General features: G+C 62.8%; 19 protein-coding genes and 1 pseudogene. 11 read left to right on the top strand and 9 right to left on the bottom strand.

Annotation, left to right across the window (positions count from 1 at the left end; all coding sequences use genetic code 11):
• Positions 1 to 35 precede the first annotated feature (35 nt).
• Positions 36 to 782, top strand: a complete 747-nt coding sequence (locus JOE32_RS06650) for an SDR family oxidoreductase (protein ID WP_209982536.1) — start codon at positions 36 to 38, stop codon at positions 780 to 782.
• On the opposite strand, the gene mapR is transcribed toward JOE32_RS06650, so the two are convergent.
• On the bottom strand, positions 779 to 2,188 hold the full coding sequence (gene mapR / locus JOE32_RS06645; protein WP_209982534.1) for a GntR family transcriptional regulator MpaR: 1,410 nt from the start codon (positions 2,186 to 2,188) through the stop codon (positions 779 to 781). The two genes, JOE32_RS06650 and mapR, sit on opposite strands and share 4 nt — an antisense overlap.
• A 134-nt stretch (positions 2,189 to 2,322) precedes the next feature.
• Here mapR and JOE32_RS06640 point away from each other — a divergent pair, with 134 nt between their 5' ends.
• Positions 2,323 to 2,817 carry an MgtC/SapB family protein gene (locus JOE32_RS06640; protein WP_209982532.1) on the top strand — a complete coding sequence of 165 codons (495 nt, stop codon included), beginning with the start codon at positions 2,323 to 2,325 and terminating at the stop codon, positions 2,815 to 2,817.
• Positions 2,818 to 2,848: 31 nt separating this feature from the next.
• On the opposite strand, the gene JOE32_RS06635 is transcribed toward JOE32_RS06640, so the two are convergent.
• Together JOE32_RS06635 and JOE32_RS06630 are read right to left on the bottom strand one after the other, a co-directional pair.
• Complete coding sequence (locus tag JOE32_RS06635) at positions 2,849 to 3,481, bottom strand: hypothetical protein (RefSeq protein WP_209982531.1); 633 nt, start codon at positions 3,479 to 3,481, stop codon at positions 2,849 to 2,851.
• 205 nt (positions 3,482 to 3,686) lie between these two features.
• Complete coding sequence (locus JOE32_RS06630; RefSeq protein WP_209982529.1) at positions 3,687 to 3,845, bottom strand: hypothetical protein; 159 nt, start codon at positions 3,843 to 3,845, stop codon at positions 3,687 to 3,689.
• A gap of 203 nt (positions 3,846 to 4,048) precedes the next feature.
• On the opposite strand from JOE32_RS06630, the gene JOE32_RS06625 reads away from it, so the two are divergent.
• The 4 genes from JOE32_RS06625 to JOE32_RS06610 all read left to right on the top strand — a co-directional run bounded on the left by JOE32_RS06625 (position 4,049) and on the right by JOE32_RS06610 (position 12,930).
• Positions 4,049 to 6,037 (top strand): alpha-1,4-glucan--maltose-1-phosphate maltosyltransferase, encoded by a 1,989-nt coding sequence (locus JOE32_RS06625; RefSeq protein WP_209982526.1) that lies wholly within the window; start codon positions 4,049 to 4,051, stop codon positions 6,035 to 6,037.
• Positions 6,038 to 6,129: 92 nt separating this feature from the next.
• Entirely contained in the window at positions 6,130 to 9,477 is a 3,348-nt protein-coding gene (gene treS, locus JOE32_RS06620) for a maltose alpha-D-glucosyltransferase (RefSeq protein ID WP_209982525.1), read from the top strand.
• Complete coding sequence (gene glgB, locus JOE32_RS06615) at positions 9,474 to 11,711, top strand: 1,4-alpha-glucan branching protein GlgB (RefSeq protein WP_209982523.1); 2,238 nt, start codon at positions 9,474 to 9,476, stop codon at positions 11,709 to 11,711. The genes treS and glgB overlap by 4 nt, the downstream gene beginning before the upstream one ends.
• Positions 11,712 to 11,763: 52 nt before the next feature.
• Positions 11,764 to 12,930, top strand: coding sequence for a GGDEF domain-containing protein (locus JOE32_RS06610; RefSeq protein WP_209982521.1), 1,167 nt, complete (start codon positions 11,764 to 11,766; stop codon positions 12,928 to 12,930).
• Between the two features lies 1 nt (position 12,931).
• Here the strand turns inward: JOE32_RS06610 and JOE32_RS06605 are convergent, their stop codons facing one another.
• Together JOE32_RS06605 and JOE32_RS06600 are read right to left on the bottom strand one after the other, a co-directional pair.
• Positions 12,932 to 15,121 carry an ATP-binding protein gene (locus tag JOE32_RS06605; RefSeq protein WP_209982519.1) on the bottom strand — a complete coding sequence of 730 codons (2,190 nt, stop codon included), beginning with the start codon at positions 15,119 to 15,121 and terminating at the stop codon, positions 12,932 to 12,934.
• Between the two features lie 171 nt (positions 15,122 to 15,292).
• Positions 15,293 to 16,144, bottom strand: a complete 852-nt coding sequence (locus JOE32_RS06600; RefSeq protein WP_209982517.1) for a CAP domain-containing protein — start codon at positions 16,142 to 16,144, stop codon at positions 15,293 to 15,295.
• 173 nt (positions 16,145 to 16,317) lie between these two features.
• Between JOE32_RS06600 and JOE32_RS06595 the strand changes: the two genes are divergently transcribed.
• On the top strand, positions 16,318 to 16,986 hold the full coding sequence (locus JOE32_RS06595; RefSeq protein ID WP_209982515.1) for a GNAT family N-acetyltransferase: 669 nt from the start codon (positions 16,318 to 16,320) through the stop codon (positions 16,984 to 16,986).
• 95 nt (positions 16,987 to 17,081) lie between these two features.
• On the opposite strand, the gene JOE32_RS06590 is transcribed toward JOE32_RS06595, so the two are convergent.
• Positions 17,082 to 18,185: an alanine racemase gene (locus tag JOE32_RS06590; RefSeq protein ID WP_209982513.1), complete on the bottom strand. Its 1,104-nt coding sequence runs from the start codon at positions 18,183 to 18,185 to the stop codon at positions 17,082 to 17,084.
• A gap of 70 nt (positions 18,186 to 18,255) precedes the next feature.
• Between JOE32_RS06590 and JOE32_RS06585 the strand changes: the two genes are divergently transcribed.
• Entirely contained in the window at positions 18,256 to 18,882 is a 627-nt protein-coding gene (locus JOE32_RS06585) for a PAS domain-containing protein (protein ID WP_209982511.1), read from the top strand.
• Here the strand turns inward: JOE32_RS06585 and JOE32_RS06580 are convergent.
• Positions 18,870 to 19,250, bottom strand: coding sequence for a RidA family protein (locus tag JOE32_RS06580; protein WP_209982509.1), 381 nt, complete (start codon positions 19,248 to 19,250; stop codon positions 18,870 to 18,872). The genes JOE32_RS06585 and JOE32_RS06580 overlap by 13 nt on opposite strands.
• 186 nt (positions 19,251 to 19,436) lie before the next feature.
• On the opposite strand from JOE32_RS06580, the gene JOE32_RS06575 reads away from it, so the two are divergent.
• Both JOE32_RS06575 and JOE32_RS06570 read left to right on the top strand, forming a co-directional pair.
• Positions 19,437 to 19,955, top strand: a complete 519-nt coding sequence (locus JOE32_RS06575; RefSeq protein ID WP_209982507.1) for a sigma-70 family RNA polymerase sigma factor — start codon at positions 19,437 to 19,439, stop codon at positions 19,953 to 19,955.
• A complete protein-coding gene (locus tag JOE32_RS06570; protein ID WP_209982505.1) occupies positions 19,952 to 20,866 on the top strand; it encodes a FecR domain-containing protein in 915 nt (304 codons plus the stop codon). The genes JOE32_RS06575 and JOE32_RS06570 overlap by 4 nt, the downstream gene beginning before the upstream one ends.
• Here JOE32_RS06570 and JOE32_RS06565 read toward each other — a convergent pair.
• A pseudogene (locus tag JOE32_RS06565) lies at positions 20,863 to 20,973 on the bottom strand (ABC transporter ATP-binding protein); the annotation flags it as partial. The gene JOE32_RS06570 and the pseudogene JOE32_RS06565 sit on opposite strands and share 4 nt — an antisense overlap.
• A 174-nt stretch (positions 20,974 to 21,147) precedes the next feature.
• On the opposite strand from JOE32_RS06565, the gene JOE32_RS06560 reads away from it, so the two are divergent.
• Entirely contained in the window at positions 21,148 to 21,363 is a 216-nt protein-coding gene (locus tag JOE32_RS06560; protein WP_003173733.1) for a TOBE domain-containing protein, read from the top strand.
• Positions 21,364 to 21,424: 61 nt separating this feature from the next.
• On the opposite strand, the gene JOE32_RS06555 is transcribed toward JOE32_RS06560, so the two are convergent.
• Positions 21,425 to 22,564: a MalY/PatB family protein gene (locus tag JOE32_RS06555; protein ID WP_209982503.1), complete on the bottom strand. Its 1,140-nt coding sequence runs from the start codon at positions 22,562 to 22,564 to the stop codon at positions 21,425 to 21,427.
• Positions 22,565 to 22,589 lie beyond the last annotated feature (25 nt).

Here is a 22,589-nt window from a genome sequence, read left to right as displayed (position 1 = left end):
CCGCAAACATCAGGGTATTTCAGGAGATCGCTGGCATGGACAAAGTCGTCATCATTACCGGAGGCAGCCGCGGAATCGGCGCCGAGACGGCCTTGCTCGCCGCCCGCGAAGGCTATCGCATCTGCATCAATTACCAGTCTGACGAAACCGCCGCCCAGGCGGTGCTGGAACAGGTGCGCGCCCTGGGCGCCGAGGCGATTGCGGTGCGCGCCGATGTCAGTATCGAAGATGAAGTGATCGCGCTGTTCAGCCGGGTCGACGCCGAGCTGGGCCGTGTCACCGCGCTGGTGAACAACGCCGGCACCGTGGGGCACAAGTCGCGGGTGGAGGACATGTCCGAGTTCCGCATCCTCAAGGTCCTCAAGACCAACGTGTTGGGGCCGATCCTCTGCGCCAAACAGGCGCTGCTGCGCATGTCGCCACGCCATGGCGGGCAGGGCGGCAGTATCGTCAATGTGTCGTCGGTAGCGGCGCGTCTGGGGTCGCCCGGCGAGTATGTCGACTACGCCGCCTCCAAGGGCGCGCTCGACACCTTCACCCTGGGCCTGTCCCGGGAAGTGGCGGGCGAGGGTATCCGGGTCAACGCGGTGCGCCCCGGCTACATCTTCACCGACTTCCACGCCCTGAGCGGCGACCCGGACCGCGTCAGCAAGCTCGAGCCCGGCATTCCCATGGCCCGTGGCGGGCGCCCGGATGAAGTGGCCGAGGCGATTATCTGGTTGCTGTCGGACAAGGCTTCGTATGCCACCGGCACCTTTATCGACCTGGGCGGCGGCCGCTAGAGCGACTGCACAAGCCGCCCCAGGGTCTGCATCGCTGTATCGGACGCCGCGGTCCAGGGGCTGCCGTAATTCAAGCGGATACAGTGGCGAAAGCGCCGGGTCGCCGAGAAGATCGGCCCAGGCGCCAGGCTGACGCCTTGGGCCAGGGCCCGTTGGAAGAGTTTCAGCGAGTCGGTCTGCTCCGGCAGTTCCAGCCACAGGAAATAGCCGCCGGTGGGCTGGCTGACGCGGGTATGTGCCGGAAAGTGGCGGGCAATGGCGGCCAGCATGGCGTGTTGCTGTTCTTCCAGGGCATAGCGCAGTCTGCGCAGGTGGCGGTCATAACCGCCGTGTTGCAGGTAATCGGCGATGGCAGCCTGGGCCGGCATCGACGGGCACAACGAGGTCATCAGCTTGAGACGCTCGACCTTCTGCGCATAGCGCCCGGCCGCGACCCAGCCCACCCGATAACCCGGCGCCAGGCTCTTGGCAAACGAGCCGCAATGCATCACCAGCCCGTCGGTGTCGAAGGCCTTGGCCGGTTTCGGCGCGTGTTGCCCGTAATACAACTCGGCGTACACATCGTCTTCGATCAACGGCACCTGGTGGCTGCGCAGCAGTTCCACCAACGCCTGCTTTTTGGCCTGCGGCAAGGTGGCGCCCATGGGGTTCTGAAAGCTGGTCATGGTCCAGCAGGCCTTGATCGGGTAGCGCGCCAGGGCTTGGGCAAGGGCGTCCAGGTCGATGCCATCGCGCGGGTGCACGGGAATTTCCACGGCCTTGAGCTTCAGCCGCTCAAGTACTTGCAGGCAGGCGTAGAACGCTGGCGCTTCGATTGCAACCAGATCGCCCGGCTCGGTCACGGCCTGCAGGCACAGGTTGAGCGCTTCCAGGGCGCCGTTGGTGATCAGCAGTTCTTCCATCGGCACCACCAGCCCGCCGACGCTGTAGCGCAGCGCGATTTGCCGGCGCAGTTGCGGGTTGCCCGGCGACATGTCGGTGACCACCAGGCGCGGGTCCATTTCGCGAGCGGCGCGGGCCAGGGAACGGGCCAGGCGCGGCAACGGGAACAGCAGCGGGCTGGGAAAGGCTGAGCCGAACGGCACCGTATTGGGGTCTTTGATGGAGTCGAGCACCGAAAACACCAGTTCACTCACATCCACCTCGGTGGAGTCGCGCACCGGCTCGTTCGTCACCGGCTCGGCCAGCGGGCTGGGCGCATGGGTGTTGACGAAATAACCCGAGCGCGGCCGCGCGCGGATCAGGCCACGGCGCTCGAGCAGGTAATAAGCCTGGAACACCGTAGAGGGGCTGACGCCGTAGGTCTGGCTGGCGTAGCGCACGGAAGGCACACGCTGACCAGGCCCGAGCACGCCGGAGCGGATCAGTTCTGCAATGGCATCGGCAAATTTTTCGTAGCGTTTCATCGGGCCTTAAACAGGTTCAGTGGGTAATCGGACCGGAAGGTAGCAGCAGACTCGCCGATGTCCAGGCGTTGCAGGCAACTGACTGGCGGTCGCCGCTGTCCATCTTTTACCAACAATCACAAAGGAGCGCATCCATGGACGCATGGTGGCAAGAAGCGTGGCTGACCCTGCAGGCCGAATTCGCCGATATCGGCGATGCAAAACAGGTCACCCAGATGACCGTGCGGCTGTTGATGGCGGCCATTCTCGGCGGCATCCTCGGTTTTGAGCGCGAGAGCAAGGGCAAGGCGGCCGGGATACGCACGCACATGCTGGTGGCGCTGGGCGCGGCGCTGTTCGTGCTGGTGCCGCAGATGTCCGGTAACCAGGCCGATGCCATGAGCCGCGTGGTGCAGGGCGTGATCGCCGGCATCGGCTTTTTGGGCGCGGGCACCATCATCAAGGGCAAGGATGAGGACGCGGGCCACGTCAAAGGGCTGACCACCGCAGCAGGGCTTTGGATGACCGCCGCGATTGGCGTCGCGGCCGGCCTGGGCCGGGAATCCACAGCATTGTTGAGTACCTTGCTGGCCCTGGCGGTGTTCAGCGTGATGCCGCGGATCGTGCGTGCGTTCGAGAAGGACGAGTGACTACCGATTCGGGTCAACGGGTCCGGTTCTTTCACCTGACCGCATACCCTCGCGACAAATCCTGCGCGCGCTCTGTAAGGTGCGCATCCTGCAACGACTCGAGTATGTTTTTCACCAACTTGGCTATTTCACTGAGGTGCGTGCATTTGGACTGAAGGTCATGCATCCCATGCAGGACATGGGGGGCGATTTCATTATGGAAGAAACCGCGCGCCAAATCAGAGCCCTTCTCCCACGGGGCTTTAAGCATGCTGATCGTCAACTCGAACAGTTCTGCCTCCACGGCTTTGCGATAGTCCTCGACATGCTTCCACTCGACGGGGGTTGATACCTTATCGATCGAGCCGCTATTAAAACGGGTTTCGATATGGGCAAGCGCCTTGATGTGAGATTTCGCCTTGGGGCCGGTTGCCAGGCGCTTGATGTTGTCCGGGGTCAGCAATGCGTCGATTTTCTCGAAGTAATCCTTTGACTCTTTCGAATCCAGGTTACGCATCATGTGGTCAATGGTATTACGGTCCACACGGGCGCTTATATCCTCAAGGTGTCGCTCCAGGTAGAGCGCAGGCGTGGATACTTCGGGTTGCTTGAGCGGGTGGGGGCTGGTCGGGGCGGTGTGAGGTGCGTTGAACGCAAAGGCCGGCGGTGCGCTGATGGTCGTCATGCTGATTCCTCATAAACAGATTGGATTACGCCTTGCCTGATGCGTGACGTTCAGGCGAGCGAAAAATCAGTATGAGAACCCGCACGTTCGTTGCAGTTAGGACTAGAGCTTTTTATCGAGTGGGAAATTGCCACGATCAAGGTCCGCTTGCGCAACCCGGTTGCGTAGTCTGCGCAAGCGAATGCGGAACACCGCGTGGAAAGCCTCAAAGAACCACTGGCGGTTCACCTCCAGGCGGCTCCTGCACCGGTGGCGGCTGGTTTTCCGGCGGTTCCTGTTCAGGAACCGGCGGCGGTTCAACAGGCGGTAACGTTGGGTCGTCAATATTGGGGTCGGGCGTTTCAGCCGGAATCGGAATAGTCATGGTGTGGCCTCCTTTGTGCTTTGCTCCAGCGGTGGACAACCGCGTGGCGGATTTGATTCCCGCCCGGTGGCGGCATATCCGCCTGAACTTTTCTCTCGCACACAGGCTCGGACCTAAGACGGCCCCGCTCAGGGAGAGCGCCGCCGTATCAGAATTCGGATCAAGCAAAAGAGCGTCCACAGGGCGTAAGGGGAAGATGCTCGATGACTGCTGAAACACTGGCTTCAGATAACTGCGCATTACCATTGTCCCAGGCCTTGCTGCTGCCCAGGATCGCCATTGAAGACACCACGCCCGTGATCGACGGCGGCGAATTTGCCGTAAAAGCCGTGGTGAACCAGCGCGTGAACGTCACCAGCAAGGTGTTTGCCGACGGCCACGACAAGCTGGCTGTATTGATTCGCTGGCGCCCGTTGCACGAAGAAACCTGGCACAGCGTGGTGATGGCCGATGTTGGCAACAACGGCTGGGAGGGCGCGTTTACCGTTACCGAGCAAGGCCCGCATGAGTTCTGCATCGAAGCCTGGATCGATACCTTCGCCAGTTTCTGCTATGAACTGCGCAAGAAGCACGAAGCCGGTGTACCGGTCAGCCTCGAGCTGCAGGAAGGCCGCAGCCTGGTGCTGCAGGCTGCCGAGCGCAGTGACAACGAGCTGCGCGACCGTCTGATGCTGCTGCACCACGAACTCTCCGGCCTGCTGGAAACCGAGCAGGTTGCGCAGTTCCTGCACGAAGACAGTGCACACCTGATGACCCAGGCCGACCACCGCGCCTATCTGAGCATCAGCACCGTCTACCCGATTGATGTGGAACGTGAACGCGCGCAGTTCGCCAGCTGGTACGAGCTGTTTCCGCGCTCGATCACCGATGATCCGGCGCGCCATGGCACCTTCAACGATGTGCACTCTCGTTTGTCGATGATCCATGACATGGGCTTCGACGTGCTCTACTTTCCGCCCATCCATCCCATTGGCCGCAGCCACCGCAAGGGGCCCAACAATTCACTGCATGCCGGCCCCGATGACCCCGGCAGCCCGTATGCCATCGGCAGCGAGGACGGCGGTCACGAGGCGATTCACCCGCAACTGGGCAGCCGTGATGATTTCCGCCGCCTGGTGAAGGCCGCCGCCGACCATGGCCTGGAAATCGCCCTCGACTTCGCTATCCAGTGCTCCCAGGACCACCCATGGCTCAAGCAGCACCCGGGCTGGTTCAACTGGCGCCCGGACGGCACGATCAAATATGCGGAAAACCCGCCGAAAAAGTACCAGGATATCGTCAACGTCGATTTCTACGCCGCCGACGCCATTCCCGGCTTGTGGACAGAGCTGCGCGACGTTGTGGTGGGCTGGGTGGAAGAGGGCGTGAAGACTTTTCGCGTCGACAACCCGCACACCAAGCCGTTGCCGTTCTGGCAATGGCTGATCAGCGATGTGCGCGCCAAATACCCCGAGGTGATCTTCCTTGCGGAAGCCTTTACCACGCCGGCGATGATGGCGCGCCTGGGCAAGGTTGGCTATTCCCAGAGCTACACCTACTTCACCTGGCGCAACACCAAGGCCGAGTTGAGCGAGTATTTCACCCAGCTCAACCAGTCGCCGTGGCGTGAGTGCTACCGGCCGAACTTCTTCGTCAATACGCCGGACATCAACCCTGGCTTTCTGCACGAATCCGGCCGTCCGGGCTTCCTGATCCGCGCTGCGCTGGCCACCATGGGCTCGGGCCTGTGGGGTATGTATTCGGGCTTTGAGTTGTGCGAAGCGGCACCCGTGCCTGGCAAGGAAGAGTACCTGGACTCGGAGAAGTACGAGATTCGCCCGCGCGACTTCACCGCGCCGGGCAACATCATTGCCGAAATCGCCCAACTCAACCGCATCCGCCGCCAGAACCCGGCCCTGCAGACACACCTGGGGCTCAAGCTCTACAACGCCTGGAACGACAACATCCTGTATTTCGGCAAGCGCAGCGAAGATGGCAGCAACTTCATCCTGGTGGCGGTCAACCTCGATCCGTTCAATGCCCAGGAAGCTCACTTCGAATTGCCGCTATGGGAAATGGGCCTGCCGGACGATGCGCAGACCCAGGGCGAGGACCTGATGAACGGCCATCGCTGGACCTGGTACGGCAAGAGCCAGTGGACCCGTCTCGATCCGCAGATGCCGTTTGGGATCTGGCGCATTACCGCGTCTTAAGCCTGCCGAGGTCAAAGGTGGGAAGGAGCTTGCTCCCTCCCACATTGACCGGATTGCGTCAGCCCGTTTTTTCGAGTTTTCAGGAGTGTCCAATGGCGAAGAAACCCAAGGCAGCCACGTTCATCAAGGATCCGCTCTGGTACAAGGACGCGGTGATCTACCAGGTTCACGTCAAATCCTATTTCGACTCCAACAATGACGGGATCGGCGACTTTCCCGGGCTGATCGCCAAACTTGATTACATCGCCGATCTGGGCGTCAACACCATCTGGCTGTTGCCGTTCTATCCCTCGCCACGCCGCGACGACGGTTACGACATTGCCGAATACCGTGGCGTGCACAGCGACTACGGAACCATGGCCGATGCCCGGCGCTTCATTGCCGAGGCGCACAAGCGCGGGTTGCGGGTCATCACCGAGCTGGTGATCAACCACACCTCCGACCAGCACCCCTGGTTCCAGCGTGCGCGCAAGGCCAAGCCCGGTTCGGCCGCGCGGGATTTCTATGTCTGGTCCGATGACGACCAGAAGTACGACGGCACCCGCATCATTTTCCTCGACACCGAAAAGTCCAACTGGACCTGGGACCCGGTGGCCGGTCAATACTTCTGGCACCGCTTCTATTCGCACCAGCCGGACCTCAACTTTGACAACCCGCAAGTCATGAAAGCCGTGCTGTCGGTGATGCGCTACTGGCTGGACATGGGCATCGACGGCCTGCGTCTGGACGCGATCCCCTACCTGATCGAGCGCGATGGCACCAACAACGAGAACCTGCCGGAAACCCACGGCGTGCTCAAGCAGATCCGCGCCGAGATCGACGCGCATTACCCCGACCGCATGCTGCTGGCCGAAGCCAACCAGTGGCCTGAAGATACACAGCTGTACTTTGGTGACAAAAAGGGCGACGACGGCGACGAATGCCACATGGCCTTTCACTTCCCGCTGATGCCGCGCATGTACATGGCGCTGGCCCAGGAGGATCGCTTTCCGATCACCGATATTTTGCGCCAGACCCCGGAGATCCCGGCCAATTGCCAATGGGCGATTTTCCTGCGCAACCACGACGAGCTGACCCTGGAGATGGTCACCGACAAGGAACGCGACTACCTGTGGAACTACTACGCCGCCGACCGCCGCGCGCGTATCAACCTGGGTATTCGTCGGCGCCTGGCGCCGTTGATGGAGCGCGACCGCCGCCGCGTCGAGTTGCTCAACAGCCTGCTGCTGTCGATGCCCGGCACACCGACCCTGTATTACGGCGATGAAATCGGCATGGGCGACAACATCTACCTGGGCGACCGCGACGGTGTGCGTACGCCCATGCAGTGGTCCATCGACCGTAATGGCGGCTTCTCCCGCGCCGACCCGGCGAGTCTGGTGCTGCCGCCGATCATGGACCCGCAATACGGCTACCAGTCGATCAACGTCGAGACCCAGGCCCAGGACCCGCACTCGCTGCTCAACTGGACGCGGCGCATGCTCGCAGTGCGCAAGCAGTCCAAGGCGTTCGGTCGCGGCAGCCTGAAAATGCTCTCGCCGAGCAACCGTCGCATCCTCGCCTATACCCGCGAGTTCACCGGCGAGGACGGGCGCACGGAAATCATATTGTGCGTGGCCAACGTGTCACGCAGCGCCCAGGCGGCGGAGCTGGACCTGTCAGCATTCGCCGGCATGGTCCCGGTGGAGATGCTCGGCGGCAACGCGTTCCCACCGATTGGCCAACTCAACTTCCTGCTGACCCTGGCGCCGTACGGCTTCTACTGGTTTGTGCTGGCCGCCGAGAATCAGATGCCCAGCTGGCATGTCGAGCCGGCGCAGAGCATTCCCGACTTCACCACTTTGGTACTGAAAAAACGCATGGAAGAATTGCTCGAAGAACCTTGCCGCAACACCCTCGAACACGACTCACTGCCGCTGTGGCTGCCCAAGCGCCGCTGGTTTGCCGGCAAGGACGCAACCATCGACAGCGTGCACATCGCTTACGGCGTGCGGTTTGGCGACCCGGAGCATCCGGTGTTGCTCAGCGAAATCGAGGTGAGCAGCGGCGGGCAGGTGAGCCGTTATCAGTTGCCGTTCGGTTTGCTGCGCGAAGACCAGTTCACCAGCGCCTTGCCCCAGCAATTGGCCCTGGCCCGCGTGCGGCGCACCCGCGAGGTAGGTTTGGTAACCGATGCGTTCAGCCTCGAGCATTTCATTCGTGCGGTGATCCAGGCCCTGCAGGCCGGCAGCGTGCTTGACAGCAGCGACGGTGCCCTGCGCTTTGCAGCGACCCCGCACCTGGACGCGCTGCAACTGAGCAGCGACGTATCGGTTCGTTACCTCTCTGCCGAGCAGTCCAACAGCTCGGTGGTGGTGGGTGAACGCCTGGTGCTCAAGCTGATCCGCAAAGTCAGCGCCGGGGTGCACCCCGAGCTTGAAATGAGCGCTTACCTCACCGAGGCCGGCTACCCGAATATCTCGCCGCTGATGGGGTCGATGATTCGGCGTGACGCTGAGGGCGAGGACAACCTGCTGATGATCGCCCAGGGTTACCTGAGCAACCAGGGCGATGCGTGGAGCTGGACCCAGAACAACCTGGAGCGAGCGATCCGCGACGAACTCGCCGAGGCCATGTCCGATCAGGAGCAGCATTACAACGCTCTGGGCGAGCTGGCGGACTTTGCCGGCCTGCTCGGCCAGCGTCTGGGCGAAATGCACGGCGTGCTGGGTGCGCCCACTGACAACAAGGACTTCAGGCCAGAAACCACCTCGACCAAGGACACCCAGGCCTGGGCCAAGGACGTGGGCGCGCAGATCGAACGCGCCCTGCAATTGCTCAAGCTCAACCAACATCAGTTGAACCCCGCTGATCAGACGCTGGTCAGTGAACTACTGGCGCAGAAAAAAGCCATCGGCAGCCAGGTCCAGGCATTGGCGAAAGCCACGCTGGGCGGGCTGCGCATTCGCGTGCACGGTGACTTGCACCTGGGCCAGGTGCTGGTGGTGAAGGGCGATGCCTACCTGATCGACTTCGAGGGCGAGCCGGCAAGGCCGCTGCATGAGCGGCGCGGCAAGCACAGCCCCTACAAGGATGTGAGCGGTGTGTTGCGTTCGTTTGATTACGCGGCCGCCATGGCGCTGAACGTGCAGGGGGTGGATCACTCCCCCGAAGCGGACCTTGCGCGCAAACGCGTGACCGATCGCTACCTCAAGGAGGCGCGCCAGGCATTTATCCAGGCCTATGAGGCCGCTGCGTCTACACTGGCGCATGACTGGCAGGACGCCAAGGGCCAGGACGCCGCGCTGACACTGTTCAGCTTGGAGAAAGCTGCGTACGAAGTGGCTTACGAAGCAGAAAATCGCCCGACCTGGTTGGCGGTGCCATTACAAGGCTTGCACGCATTGTTGAGCGGGCTTGCCCCTATATCGAAAACTGCACGCGGTGGGGAGACGTCATGAGTTATATCAATAAAGAACCGCTGCAGCCCAAGTTGACTGCAATGCCGGCGTCCAGAGACGTTGAAGCGCTGGTGCGCGCCGAGCACCCGGACCCGTTCTCGATTCTGGGCCCGCATGATGATGAGCAGGGCGGGCAATTCATCCGCGCGTTCCTGCCCGAAGCCCTGAGTGTGCAGGTCTTGACACGCGACGGCGGTGAATCGATCGGCAGCCTGGAGGCGACTCAGGTGCCGGGCCTGTTCATCGGGCACTTTGCCACGCGTCAGGATTACCTGTTGAAAATCCAGTGGGCCGGCGGTGAGCAGATCACCGAAGACCCCTACAGCTTCAGCCAGCTGCTGCTCGGTGAAATGGACCTGTACCTGTTTGCCGAAGGCAATCACCGCGACCTTGGCAGTTGCCTGGGCGCCCAGGTGACCAGTGTCGACGGTGTGCACGGCGTACGGTTTGCCGTGTGGGCGCCAAACGCCCGGCGCGTGTCGGTGGTGGGCGATTTCAATATCTGGGACGGTCGCCGTCATCCGATGCGCCTGCGGCACCCGTCGGGCGTGTGGGAACTCTTTATCCCGCGCCTGCAGCCGGGTGCGGCTTACAAATACGAGATTCTCGGCGCCCACGGCATCCTGCCGCTCAAGGCCGACCCCATGGCCCTGGCCACTCAGCTGCCGCCCGACACCGCGTCCAAAGTGGCGCCACCGCTGCAGGTGGATTGGCAGGACCACGACTGGATGCAGGCGCGCCCCGACAAGCAGAAACCCTCGGCGCCGCTGTCGATCTACGAGCTGCACGTGGGCTCCTGGCAGTGTGAGCTGGACGAGGCGGGTGAGGTTTCGCGCCAGTACGGCTGGCGTGAACTGGCCGAGCGCCTGATTCCTTATGTGCAGGAGTTGGGCTTCACCCATATCGAGCTGATGCCGATTATGGAGCACCCGTTTGGCGGTTCGTGGGGTTATCAGGCGTTGTCGCAGTTTGCACCGAGCGCGCGGTTTGGCTCGCCGGAAGATTTTGCGTACTTCGTCAACGCCCTGCACCAGGCCGATATCGGCGTGATCCTCGACTGGGTACCGGCGCATTTCCCGACCGACACCCATGGCCTGGCGCAATTCGACGGCACCGCGCTGTACGAATACGCCAACCCGCTGGAAGGCTTCCATCAGGACTGGGACACGCTGATCTATAACCTGGGCCGCACCGAAGTGCACGGCTTCATGTTGGCGTCGGCGCTGCATTGGCTCAAGCATTTCCACATCGACGGTCTGCGCGTGGATGCGGTGGCATCGATGCTCTACCGCGACTATTCGCGCAAGGCCGGTGAATGGGTGCCCAACCGCCACGGCGGGCGGGAAAACCTCGAGGCCATCGACTTTTTGCGCCACTTGAACGACGTGGTCGCCCTCGAAGCGCCTGGCGCGCTGGTGATTGCCGAAGAGTCCACGGCCTGGCCCGGCGTCAGCCAGCCGACCCAGCAGGGCGGTCTGGGCTTCAATTACAAGTGGAACATGGGCTGGATGCACGATTCGCTGCATTACATCCAGCAGGACCCGGTGTACCGCGCCCATCATCACAATGAGCTGAGCTTCGGCCTGGTGTATGCCTGGTCCGAGCGCTTCATTTTGCCGATCTCTCACGATGAAGTGGTGCACGGCAAGCACTCGCTGATCGACAAGATGCCCGGCGACCGCTGGCAGAAATTCGCCAACCTGCGGGCCTACCTGAGTTTTATGTGGATGCACCCGGGCAAGAAACTGCTGTTCATGGGCTGCGAGTTCGGCCAGTGGCGCGAGTGGAATCACGATCAGCAGCTGGACTGGTACCTGCTGCAGTACCCGGAACACCGGGGCGTGCAGAAACTGGTGGGCGATTTGAACCGCCTGTACCGCGAGGAACCGGCGCTGCACGAGCAGGACGATGCGCCGCAGGGCTTCCAGTGGCTGATCGGCGACGACGCCATCAACAGCGTTTTTGCCTGGCTGCGCTGGAGCAAGGACGGCAAACCGGTGCTGGTGGTGGCCAACTTTACCCCGGTGCCCCGTGAGGGCTACACCGTGGGCGTGCCGTTTGCCGGGCGCTGGAGCGAGGTGATCAACAGTGATGCGGACACCTACGCAGGTTCCAATTTTGGCAACGGCGGTGGCGTCTTCACCCACGATGAGGCACGCCATGGGCAGCCGGTGTCGCTGTCGTTGAATCTGCCACCGCTGGGCGTACTGATTTTGCGCCCTGAGTTGAGTTAAAAGGCTCTACCGTGCTGGATTCAGTTGTCCAGGCTAGTGGCAGGGTGCCACAATGGCGCCTTTGTCATGGCAGGCGGAGCGGGCAGCTTTCATGAATGGCCTAGGGCGTGGGCGGGACCAGGATGGTTTTATCGAAGAGCAGGTGCGAACCGACCGTTTGCATCAGCTTTTTCGCCAATCCTTTTCCGCGATTTTCGGCAGCTACATGGCTGCCGTCATGCTCTGCTGGCTGTGTTGGGACCGTTTTGATCATCGCGTCATGCTCTTATGGCTGGTGGCGCTGGCGCTGACGTCGCTGCTGCGGGTCAAGATGTTCACCGACTGGTTCCGTTGCCCCAACAGCGAGCGCACCCCGCAACGCTGGGAGCGCCGTTACTGGATCACCCTCATTCTCTCGGCCGCCGTATGGGGCGCTGGTGCCTTTGCGCTGATGCCCACCGACGACCGTCTGTCACAAGTGCTGATCATGCTCTTTACCGTGGGCATGTCGGTAAGCGCAGTGTCCTGTTACTCGGTGTACCGCTCCATGACGCTGGTGTCCATCGGCCTGGTGTTGCTGCCTTGCACACTGTGGCTGCTGCTGCAGCCGTCGCCCATGCAGGTGGGCGTGGGCATCGCCGTACTGGTGTTCTCCTCCTTTGTAGTCAGCGCCACGCGCAAGTTGTCCGATGCGCTGGAAAAAGCCTTCCGCCTGACCCGCCAGATGGAGCGGGCCCACAGCATCTCCACGCGCGCCGCACAGACCGACGAACTCACCGGCCTGATGAATCGCCGCGCGTTTTTTGAACATGCCCATGTGCTGTACGCGCAATGCCGTCATCAGCAGCAGCCGTTGTGTGCGCTGATGATGGACATGGACCACTTCAAGGCGATCAATGACACCTACGGCCATCAGGCCGGCGACCAGGTGTTGCGCCAGATCGGCGGGGTGATCAGCACTTCGTTTCGCCAGGCCGATGTGTATGGCCGCCTGGGCGGCGAGGAATTTGCGGTGCTGTTGCCCAACACGTCACTGGAAACCGCTCGGGCCATCGCCGAACAACTGGTGAAGGCGGTTGCGGGACTGGCGTCCGAGCCGGTGCATGGCCTTACCGCCAGCCTGGGCCTGGCCTCGACCCAGGCCCAGGACCTCGACCTGCACGGTTTGATGAACACCGCCGACAAGGCGCTGTACCGCGCCAAGGCCATGGGCCGCAATCAGGTGGCCGTGGCGGAATAGCTCATTCCTGGGCCAAGGCCCTGGCCAATATCCGCGCGACCTGGTCGGCGGAGTAGGGCTTGGGCAGGAATTCGAAGCCTTCGTAGCCGCTGTCCGCCAGCTCGTCGCTGTAACCCGAGGTGAGTACCACCGGCAACTCCGGTCGCTGCTGGCGCAGCATCTTCGCCATGGCAACGCCAGTGATGCCCGGCATCACCACGTCCGAGAAGATCGCGTCGAACACCATGGCGTCGGCGCCTACCAGCGCCAGTGCCTGTTCAGCGTCGGTGGCCCAGGTGGTTTGATAGCCCAGGTCCTGGAGGATCTGGTTGGCGAAGCGGCCCACCTCCAGGTTGTCCTCCACGATCAGCACATGGCGCAGGGCGTTGTTCTGAATCAGCGTGAGCGGCTGTTCTTCGGCAGGCGGCTGCGCTCGCGCTTCGCCTTCCACCTGCGGCAGGTACAGGGTAAACACCGTGCCTTGGCCCGGCGTGCTGGCCACATCGATATTGCCGCCCGACTGCTTGGCAAAGCCGAACACTTGCGACAGCCCCAGGCCAGTGCCTTTGCCCACCGCCTTGGTGGTGAAGAAGGGCTCGAAGATGCGCTCGCAGTTGTCGTCGGCAATACCCGCGCCGGTGTCGGCCAGGGACAGGCTGATGTGCGGCTGGCTCGATGAGGCCTCCCCACGGATGCGCGGCAGAGGCTGATCGCAGGCGACCTTGAGGCTCAGCGTGCCCTGGCCGTCCATGGCATCGCGGGCGTTGAGGGCGATGTTGATCAGCGCCGTTTCGAACTGGCTGGGGTCGATGCGCGCGTAGCAGGGCTGGTCAGGCAGCTCGACGCGCACATGAATGCGTGCGCCGGTGACGCTTTCGAGCATCTCGCCGATGCTGCGCACCCGCTGGCTCACGTCGAAGACTTCCGGGTTGAGCGGTTGGCGCCGGGCAAAGGCGAGTAACTGGCTGGTCAGCTTGCTGGCGCGTTCCACGGTGTCGGATACCGCACCCATGTAGCGCTGGCGACGCTCTTGCGACAGGCCGGGCTGGCGCAGAAAATCCACCGATGAGCGGATGATTGTCAGCAGGTTGTTGAAGTCGTGGGCCACGCCGCCGGTCAACTGGCCGATGGCCTCCAGCTTTTGCGATTGGCGCAGCGCGGCTTCGGCCTGGGCCAGCGCCAGGGTGCGTTCTTCCACGCGCTGCTCCAGCGTCGCGTTCAGCTCGGTGTAGGCAGCCAGGCCTTCACGCACGGCGACGTCGGCGCGCACGCGCTCGATATGGGCCCATGAGCGTTCGGTGACTTCGCCCAGCAGGGCCAGGTCATAGGTAGACCAGAAGCGCGCCTGCCTGTCGTGTACGGCCATCAACGCAGTGAGTCGGCCATCCTTGATCAGCGGCATGCAGATGGTGGCGGTCACGCCCAAGGCCTGGAAATTGACGGACTCGTGGGGCGGCAGTTCTTCCAGGTTGTTGCGGATCACCAGCGGCTGGCCGGCGCGCAGGCAGGTAACGGCCCGTTCACCGAAGTCGGCCAGGCGGTAGCGGCCGAGGATACTGGGCATACCCTGCGCCGACCATTCGCCACGGAGGGTGAAGCCGTCTTCGTCCGCATCCATGTCGGCATAGGCGCAGATGGACACCTGCAGGTGTTCGGCCAGCAGCTGCGTAGTGGACGTCATGATCGTCTGGGCATCGGTTGCGCTGGTGACGCTGCGGCCGATGGCTTCGAGCACCGTCAGACGGCGGGCGAGGAATACCGTGGGGGTGGTTTCAGTCACGGTGTCGAGCATGCCGACCACGCGGCCCTGGGGGTCGCGGATCGGGCTGTAGCAGAACGTGAAATACGCCTGCTCCGGCATGGCTTCACGTTCAATCACCAGGGGAAAGTTTTCGATATAGGTGGCATGCCCTTCGAACGCGTCGGCGACGATGGGGCTGATATCGTCCCAGACTTCATGCCAGATCTCGTTGAATGGCCGGCCCAGGGCCTCGGGCTTGTTGCCGAGGATAGGCGCAAACGCATCGTTGTAGAGCGTGATCAGCCGGGGGCCCCAGATAATCGCCTGGGGAAAGCTGGAGGCAAAGCACAGCGCGACGGTGGTCTTGAGCACGTCCGGCCATTGATCAGGCGGCCCCAACGGCGTACTGGCCCAATCATGCTGGCGTACCCGCTCAGCCATGCCGCTGCTGCCCTGCAGCCAATTCATCATCGGGTCAACACCTTATCTGCCACGGTTCGAGTATTGCCTGAAATGTCAGGTCGCCAGTTACAGACCTGAACGATCGTCGCCAGTTCAGCGCAATTGTCTACTAGGTGGCACTTTGATGCTCTATCCAATCGGATAGAGAAACATCAGGTTTTTTGGGCCGCCGCCCAAGGGTCACTGGGCGGCAAATACGGCGGTCCAGTAAATGCCCGCGTCGCTTTTCGGGTCCATCGCATAAGCGGCGCCCAGTTCGCGAAATTGCGGGTTCATCAGGTTGGCGCAATGGCCGGGGCTGGCGAGCCAGCCGTCGACCACCTTGCGCGGCGTATCCAGGCCAGCGGCGATGTTTTCGCCGATGTTTTTTGCGATATACCCGGCCAGTTCGGCGCGGTCGCCAGGCGTGCGCCCGTCGTGGTCCAGGTGATCGAAGAAGTTGCCGTTGGCCATGTTGCGTGTATGGCTGTTGGCGGCGCTGGCCAGGGTGTCGTTCCACGACAGTGGCGTGGTGGCGGCAAATGCCTGGGTGCCGCACTGGCGCGACTGTTCGCGCGCGGCGTTGATCAGGTTGAGCACTTGCCGGCCTTCGGTCTGCCAGTCGCCCAGGCCGCTGGTGAGCAGCGGACGGGCGAGCACGATGCGCCAGTCCTGGCCACTGTTGCTCACGCCAATATCGACAAATTGCGGGTCCAGCACCACCCGGCAGAAACTCTCACGCACCGCCTTCATCGCCGCCTGGGAATCCCTGGGGCCGGACAGGCTGATGGCCTGCACATTCACCATCGGGTAGGCCGCGCGGGCCAGGGCCTGCTGCAGATCGCCGACATTGTTGGCCGGCAGCACCAGTCGCGTATCGCTGGCCAGCGGCGGCAGTTCCTGGGAACCCTGGTCGCCGCAGCGCTGCACCTGGCTGCGGTACTCGTTGATCTGTTGCACCAGCTGACTTTCTTCATTCGCCATCGCGCTGGCGCAGAACACCGTACTGGCGGCCAGCGTCGTGAGACCCATCATCAATGACAGAACGCGCATGGACGTTAACCCTTGAACTTGAAAGTGCCCATGATGCGCGATGTAACCCGGTCTGGTGCAACGCCTTTTTTGTTTTTTTGCGTCAGCGGTTGTTTGCGCACGGCGTGCGGGCACTGACCGGGCGGCTACGGGTACAATCGCGCCAGTCTTGAAGCGAAGCCCCAGGAATGTGCATGTTCAGCCTTACCCGCTACACCACGCCGTGCCCCGAGCCGGTCAACAGCCAGATTCTGCAGATGGTGGTGGACAACCTCACCGACATCAGCAGCGTTGCGTTGCCGCCGAGCAATCTGCTCTACAACCTCTATCAGTACGCCATCGGTTTTGAGGTGCACCTGTACCTTGAAGCCTTGTCGGGTGAGAAGGGCATTGCGGTCGAGTTGATTGTGGCCACCGACGATAGCGAGCCGGAAAAGGTCATCGGCTTTCTGCTGTACCTGCCGGTGAAGAATGACCCCGAGGCCTGCGGCGTGGCCTTTATGGCGGTGCAGGCCGGCTGCCGGCGCCAGGGCGTGGCGCGCGCGATGATGGCTGAGGTGCTGGCGCGTTATCCGCACGTGGAGCTGGCGTGTGCGGTTGAGAAGGTTGCGGTGTTTGCCGCCATGGGGTTTCAGGTGCTGGGCGGGCGCGGAACGCAGGTGGTGATGAATACCCGCGATTACCGCACGGATGGGTTGATGGGGGTGCTGGATGTGGCGTCCATCTATGGCTCGCTGGAGGTGCGGCAGATTCATGCGTATCTGCTTCAGAAGCATGGCAAGCGGGCGATGGTGGATGCGGAGAAGCAGCGGGACCGGCATTTGGATCAGTTGGAGCACAAGGTTCGGTTGTTTTTGGGGTAGTGGGATTGGATCAAATGTGGGAGCGGGCTTAACTGACTGGCATTAAGGCAAGCCAGCTTCCACAAACATCGAGTCAGATTGATGGGATTGTCGTTCTACCAGCCTCGCAGGCGGGGCCAGTCCTGGCGTTGGCCGTTTTCCAGCAGTGCGCTGTAGCTGCCGAACTGGGCGCCTGTCGCGCAGGCGTGGTTGGGCAGGATGCGCAGGCGTGTGCCGAGTGGAAAGCGGGTGACCACGTCGAGGTCGTGGTGCGCGAACTGCGCTACGCCATGTTCCTGGTTGGCGCTGCCCAGCAGTAATCCGGTGATGGGCTCGCCGTGCTCATCACAGACCTGGCCATAGCCGAAATCGTGCTGTTGGGATTGAGTGCCACGGTCGCGGCTCATGGCCATCCAGCCGCCATCGGTGATGATCCAGCCCTTTTCCGGCTGATGGCCGATGACCGTGGTGAGCACGCTCAAGGCCAGTTCGTCGAGGCGGCATACGCCGATGTTGTGCATTACCAGGTCGAAAAACGCGTACACGCCGGCGCGCAGTTCGGTGACGCCGTCCAGGTGCGCCGCCGACAGCGCAGTGGGCGTGGAGCCGACGCTGACCTGGGGGCAGGGCTGACCGCTGGCGCGAATGCGCTCGGCGGCCTCAACGCAGCGGGCGCGTTCCTGTTCGGCGATGGCCTGCAAGGCGTCGGGCGTGTCCAGGCCGTAGCTTTCCCCGGCATGGGTGATGACCCCGGCGAGCCTGTCGCCGAGCACGGCGGCAATCTCCAGCAAGAGCGGGGCCTGCGGCTTGACCCCGGAGCGGTGGCCGTCGCAGTCGATCTCGATCATGACCGCGAAGGTCGCGCCGTGTTCTTTGCCGAAATCGACGATGGCGCTGGCGCCGGCAAGGCTGTCGGTGATCAGCGTCAGCGCGCAACCACGGCACCACAATGCCAGCGCCTGGGGCAGTTTGTGCGGGGCAATGCACACGGCGTAGAGAATATCCTCGATGCCCAGCGCGAAAAAGTACTCGGCTTCCTTGAGCGTCGACACGGTGATGCCGCGAGCGCCGGCGGCAAGCTGCGCGGCCACGACTTGCGCGCATTTATGGGTTTTGACATGGGGGCGCAGGTGCACGCCCAGGCTGTCGGCGCGCTGCTGCATGCGCTGGATATTGCGCTGCAGTTTGACCGTGTCGAGCAGTGCGGCAGGGGTGTCCATGGTTGCAGCTCCACAAAGGGGGACGGCGGCCAAATTGACGGCCTGTCCAGGACTGGATATGTTGTCTTGCATGAAAAACCTCTCTATCGAACACACTCACCTGATCAGCCAGCTCGAACAGATTGCCGAAGGCTTGAGCAAGACCTTCAGCCCCTTCTGCGAAGTGGTGCTGCACGACTTGCGCGACCCACAGCACGCGATCCTGGCCATCCATAACAACCTCTCCGGGCGCCAGCCCGATGACCCGGCCACCGAGCTTGGGCTGGCGCGGATTGCCGACCCCGATTACCCGCAAGTCATTGCCAACTACCAGAACCAGTTTCGCGACGGGCGTCAGGTCAAAAGCACCTCGATCGGCATCAAGGACACCAGCGGCCAGTACGTCGCCGCCTTGTGCATGAATGTCGACCTGTCGCTGTTCCGCAGCTTGCAGGGCATGCTCGAACAGTTCAGCAGCGTCGGCGATGACACACCGGGCGAATCCCTCGACCCCTCCGGCGCAGATGTCATCCGTGCGCGCATCGATCAATTCGCCGCCCGCCTGGCCACCACCCCGCGCGCGCTCAAGGCTGCTGATCGCCGCGTGTTGATGCAGGAGCTCAAGGACTCGGGCTGCATGGACGTGCGCCGGGCCATGGAGACGGTCGCGTCGCACCTGGGCGTGTCGCGCGCGGCGGTCTACACCTACGCCAAATAGCGCGCCACCGCTTCGATTTCGATCAGATAACCATGGTGCAACTCCGGCACCGGCACCACCGCGCGGGCAGGGCGATGCTCGCCCAGCGCGGCGGCGTAGAGGCGGTCGAACTCCGGCCAATGCGCGATGCCGGTGACATACACCGTGACCTTGAGCAAATCCGCCGGGGTGCCGCCGCTGGCGTGCAAGATGGCCAGCAGATTGCCCAGCGCTATCTGCGCCTGTTCGGCAAATGACGCCGAGAAGTTATGGCCGCCGTCCGGGCTGACCGGCAATTGTCCGGAGATATACAGCGTGCCGTTGTGGCCCACTGCCTGAGCATAATGACCTGCGGGCGCAGCGGCGTCTCGGGTGTGGACAGTCTTCATGGGGCCTCGCCGATCAAGGTGGTTATCGAGCTTTTGGATAAAATATCCACAACAAGACAAATAGTAAAGACAACTTTTCCAGGCCGATTTCTAAACAACCTGTTTAAAAGATCGTGGTGTGCCAGCACGATATTAAATAGAATGAATCTCATTTGAGACTCAATCGCGCCGTGCAGGTGGTTTGCCATGAATGATGCCGTTGTCCCCACGCACGCCCCCGAACCAACCTTGTCGAGCCTGTATCGTGATCATCGCAGTTGGCTGGAAGGCTGGCTGCGGCGGCGCCTGGGCAATGCCTGGGATGCTGCGGACCTGAGCCAGGATACGTTCCTGCGGGTATTGGCCAGCGCGCAGCCGATTGCGCAGATGCAGGAGCCGCGCGCGTACCTGGTGACGGTCGGCAAGCGGCTGCTGGTCAACTTTCATCAGCGGCGCAGCCTGGAACAGGCGTATCTGAATGCCCTCGCCAGTTTGCCGCCAGCCTGCGTACCGTCGCCCGAGCAGCGCTGGCTGCTGCTGGAAACCCTGCAGGCCCTGGACGAACTGCTCGACGGGCTGCCTGCGCCGGTGCGTCGTGCCTTCCTGTGGAGCCAGCTCGAGGGCGTGGGCTATCGCGAGATCGCCGAGCGGCTGCAGGTGTCCGAGCGCACGGTGAAGCGCTACATGGCCCAGGCCTATGAGCATTGCCTGCTGGTGGACGAATGAGTCGCGAGGTCGCGCGGGCAGCGGCGCACTGGTTGGCGCTGGTGGAGTCGGGCGCGGCCACCGAGGGTGATCATGCCGCCTTGCAGCAATGGCGCGACAGCCATCCGCAACACGAACAGACCTGGCAGAAAGCGCAGTCCCTGCGTCAGCGTTTCAGCGAGTTGCCCCAGGCGCTGGCGCTGGCCAGCCTCGACCGTGCGCAGCCAGGTCGGCGCGCCGTGCTCAAGCGCGCCCTGGGGGTGGCGGTGCTGGTGCCGACCGCCTGGCTGATCAGCCGACAGTTGCCCATCGAGGCCTGGCGCGCCGACCTGCATACCGCCACCGGCGAGCGCAGGCGCCTGCCCCTGGCCGAGGGCGCGAGCCTGCAACTCAATACCGCCACGGCGGTGGATGTGGACCTGGCGCGGCGGCATCTCACCCTCGTCGAGGGCGAGCTGGCGTTGAAGGTGCCGGGGCCGTCAGCCCTGCAGATGCAGACGCGCTACGGGCAGTTGAGGGTCAGCCAGGCCGAGGTGTGTGTGCGGCAACTGGCGAGTGGTTGCCGGGTGTCGGTGCTGCAGGGCGCGGTGCAGGTGCGTGACCTGACGGGGCAGATGGCGACGTTGCACAAGGGTGAGCAGGCCCCGTTGAGCGCGGTTGGCCTGGGGCGCACGGCCCCGTTCGATGTGACGCAGCCGGACTGGCGCGACGGTGTGCTGACCGCGCAGAACCAGCCCTTGGGCGACTTCCTGCGTGAGCTTGAGCGTTACCGCCCAGGCGTGCTGCGCTGGGACCCGCGCCTGGAAGCCTTGCGGGTCACCGGCAGTTTTCGCCTGGAAGATACCGACCGTATCCTCAACCTGCTGGCGCAAACCCTGGGGTTCGAGGTGCAGGCACGCACGCGGTTCTGGGTGACATTGACCGCCGTCTAGATCACATGGGCCTGCTGCAACTCGGTCAGGGCCTGCGCCTTGAGCCGGGCCAGCAGCGGGTCACGGCGGTCCCTGGGGTGTGGCAACTGCACCGCCAGTTCCTGCCTCGGCGGGCACAACAAGGCAATTTGTTGATCAGGCGTTGGCAGGCGAACCGTTCTTATATATCCATATAGAATAAATAAATAGTTATATATTCCTTTTGATTTATTGGTTGATAGCGCATTTTGAGGGCCTGCGCATTCGTGCGGATTGACCCAACAGCCAACAGGAAAGCCGACATGACCATTAAAGCGATCAACGTGCGCAACCAGTTCAAGGGCGTTATCAAAGAGATTCTGCTGGGCGAAGTGGTGTCTGAAATCGACGTGCAGACCGCGTCCGGCATCGTCACGTCAGTGATCACCACCCGTTCGGTGCGTGACCTGGAATTGAAGGTGGGCAGCGAAGTGATTGCATTCGTGAAATCGACGGAAGTGTCCATCGCCAAATTGTGAGGGCCTGCACCCATTGATGCAGGCGCTCACCGCAACAGGAGCTCACAGAGGTTCACGGGTTTTAGCGCAAGGCCCGTTCCATACGCTGCAGGCCTTCCTCGAGCATCGACCGTGGGCAGCCGAAGTTCAGCCGCACGAACTGCTGGCTGTCATCGCCGAACTCAATACCGGCGCTCAAGCCTACCCTGGCCTGTTCCAGAAAGAAGCGCTGCGGGTCTTCCAGGCCAAGGGCGCTGCAATCCAGCCAGGCCAGGTAAGTGCCTTGTGGCGCGTGCATCCTGACGCCGGGCAAGCGCGTGTTAACCGCGTCCAGCAGGTAGTCGCGGTTGGCTTGCAGGTACTGCTTGAGTGCATCCAGCCACTCGCCGCATTGGCTGTAGGCGGCGCGGGTGGCTTCCAGGCCCAGGGGGCTGACGCTGTCGACCATGCCGCAACGGGCGTTGTTGAAGTGTTCACGTACCTGGGCGTTCTGCACCACGGCGAAACAGGTCTTCAAACCGGCCACGTTGTAGGCCTTGCTGGCCGACATCAGGGTAATGGTGCGCTGGGCAATCTCGGGGCTGAGGCTGGCGGTGGGAATGTGGCGGCGGCCGTCGAAGCACAGCTCGGCGTGGATTTCATCGGAGATGATCAACGCGCCGTTTTCCAGGCAGGCGTTGGCCAGTGCCAGCAGTTCTTCGCGGGGGAACACCTTGCCGATCGGGTTGTGCGGGTTGCTCAGCAGCAGGGCGCCGGCACCCTTCAGCGCCTCGCGCATGGCGGGCATGGGCGTGACGTATTCGCCGTCGACCAGCACGAACGGCACTTCGATGCGCGGCAGGTTCCAGTGGCCGGGCGCCAGGCGGATCGGCCGATAATTGGGGGTTTGCAGCACCACCGGCTGGCCCGGTTGCACAAAGCCGCGCAGCGCCATATTGAAGCCGGGTTCGACGCCGGGCAAAAACAGCAGCTCTTCAGGCTGGACGCGCCAGGCGTACTTGACCCACAGGTCGGCGATGATCGCCTCGCGCACGTCCGGGCCGGCCACGCTGTAGCCGAGCACCTGCTGGTCAAGCCGCGCGTGCAGGGCTTGCAGCACGGCCGGTGGTGCGGCGATGTCCATGTCGGCGATCCACATCGGCAAAACGTCGTGCGGGTAGCGGTTCCACTTGGTGCTGCCGGTGCCGAGGCGGGAGTGGATCGTATCGAAATCAAAGCTCATGGGCGGGCTCGTATCAGGGGGGCGG

Source organism: Pseudomonas sp. PvP025 (assembly GCF_017832155.1).
Taxonomy (GTDB): domain Bacteria; phylum Pseudomonadota; class Gammaproteobacteria; order Pseudomonadales; family Pseudomonadaceae; genus Aquipseudomonas.
Note: the sequence above shows the minus strand (reverse complement) of the source record. Positions and strands in the feature narration are given on the sequence as shown.